2 protein-coding genes are annotated in these 1,664 nt (G+C 69.4%); one reads left to right on the forward strand and one right to left on the reverse strand.

The genetic code is table 11. The features are described 5' to 3' along the window. On the reverse strand, positions 1 to 825 hold an 825-nt coding region (locus tag VLG41_RS15775), incomplete at its 3' end, for a trypsin-like peptidase domain-containing protein (RefSeq protein ID WP_325350349.1). A 92-nt stretch (positions 826 to 917) separates the two neighbouring features. On the opposite strand from VLG41_RS15775, the gene VLG41_RS15780 reads away from it, so the two are divergent. Continuing rightward, a partial coding sequence (locus VLG41_RS15780) for a Nif3-like dinuclear metal center hexameric protein (RefSeq protein ID WP_325350350.1) occupies positions 918 to 1,664 on the forward strand: 747 nt, incomplete at its 3' end.

Below are 1,664 nucleotides of genomic sequence, written 5' to 3' on the forward strand. Positions count from 1 at the left end.
GCCTTCCTTGACGATGGCCTCCATCACGCTGCGCGCGGTGGACGTGGGGATGGCGAAGCCGATGCCCATGGAGCCGCCCGAACGCGAGTAGATGGCGGTGTTGATGCCCATCAGGTGGCCCTGCACGTCCACCAGGGCGCCACCCGAATTGCCCGGGTTGATGGCCGCGTCGGTCTGGATGAAGTTCTCGAAGGTGTTGATGCCCAGTTGGGTGCGGCCCAGGGCACTGACGATGCCGCTGGTGACGGTCTGGCCCACGCCGAAGGGGTTGCCGATGGCCAGCAACGGATCGCCGATCTCGAGCGCGTCGGAGTTGCCCAGGGTGATGACGGGCAGGTCGGTCAGCTCGACCTTGAGCACCGCGAGATCGGTCTCGGGGTCGGTGCCGATGACCTTGGCTACGGTCTGGCGGCCATCGTTGAGGCTCACCTGGATTTCGTCGGCTTCCTCGATGACGTGGTTGTTGGTGAGCACGTAGCCGGCCGGGCTGACGATGACGCCCGAACCCAGGCCGGTCTGCGGCTGGTTGTTGAGCTGGTCGCCGAAGAAGAAGCGGAACCAGGGGTCGACGCTGTGCGGGTTGTTGGCCGGCGCCTTGCTGGTGTTGATGCTCACCACGGCGGGCGAGGCGGTCTTGGCGGCCGCACGCAGGCTCAGGGTGCCCGGGTCGGCGGGGGGCGGGGCGCTCGTGGGGGCCTCGAATACCGGCACCACCGACGGCAGTGAGCGACGGCCCAGCCACTGCGGCTGCAGCGTGGCCACCACGAAGAGCACCGCCACCAGCACGGTGACGGTTTGGGCAAACACGAGCCAGAGTCGTTTCATGAGTGGTCGGCGAAGGAAAGTGTGGAATTGTCCCGCATTCGGCTGCTGGAGATGTGGCTGTCAGAATGCCGTTTTTCAAGCCGCTGCCCGACATGAGCACAAGCCGAGACACGCTGGTTCACGCCTTCGACACCCTGCTGCAGCCCGCGCAGTTCAAGGACTACGGGCCCAACGGACTGCAGGTCGAGGGCCGTCGGGAGGTCCGCCGGCTGATCAGCGGCGTGACCGCCAGCCTGGCGCTGATCGAGGCCGCGATCGAGGCGAAGGCGGACGCCATCTTCGTGCACCACGGCCTGTTCTGGCGCGGCCAGGACGGGCGGGTGACGGGCTGGATGAAGCAGCGCCTGTCGCGCCTGCTGGCGCACGACGTCAGCCTGATCGCCTACCACCTCCCGCTGGACGCGCACCCCACCCTGGGGAACAACGCCCAACTCGCCAGGGTGCTGGGCCTCGTGCTGGAAGAGGGGGCGCGCTTCGGGGAGCAGGCGCTCGGCTTCGTGGGCCAGCGCCCCGCCGCGCCCGCCGAGGCCTTGGCCACCCACGTGGAGCAGGCGCTCGGTCGTCCGGTCACCCTGGTGACCCCGCCGGGGCGCGTGGTGCAGCGCATCGGCCTGTGCACGGGGGGCGCGCAGGGCTACTTCGAGGCCGCCATCGCGGCGGGTGTCGACGCCTTCATCACGGGCGAGATCTCCGAGCCCCAGGCGCACTACGCGCGCGAGTGCGGCGTGGCCTACCTGGCCTGCGGCCACCATGCGAGCGAGCGCTACGGCGCGCCCGCCGTCGCGGCCCACGTGGCGTCGGCGCTGGGCCTCGAGCACCGCTTCGTCGACATCCCCAAC

Source organism: Hydrogenophaga sp. (assembly GCF_035481345.1).
In the GTDB taxonomy this organism is placed as follows: Bacteria; Pseudomonadota; Gammaproteobacteria; order Burkholderiales; family Burkholderiaceae_C; genus Hydrogenophaga.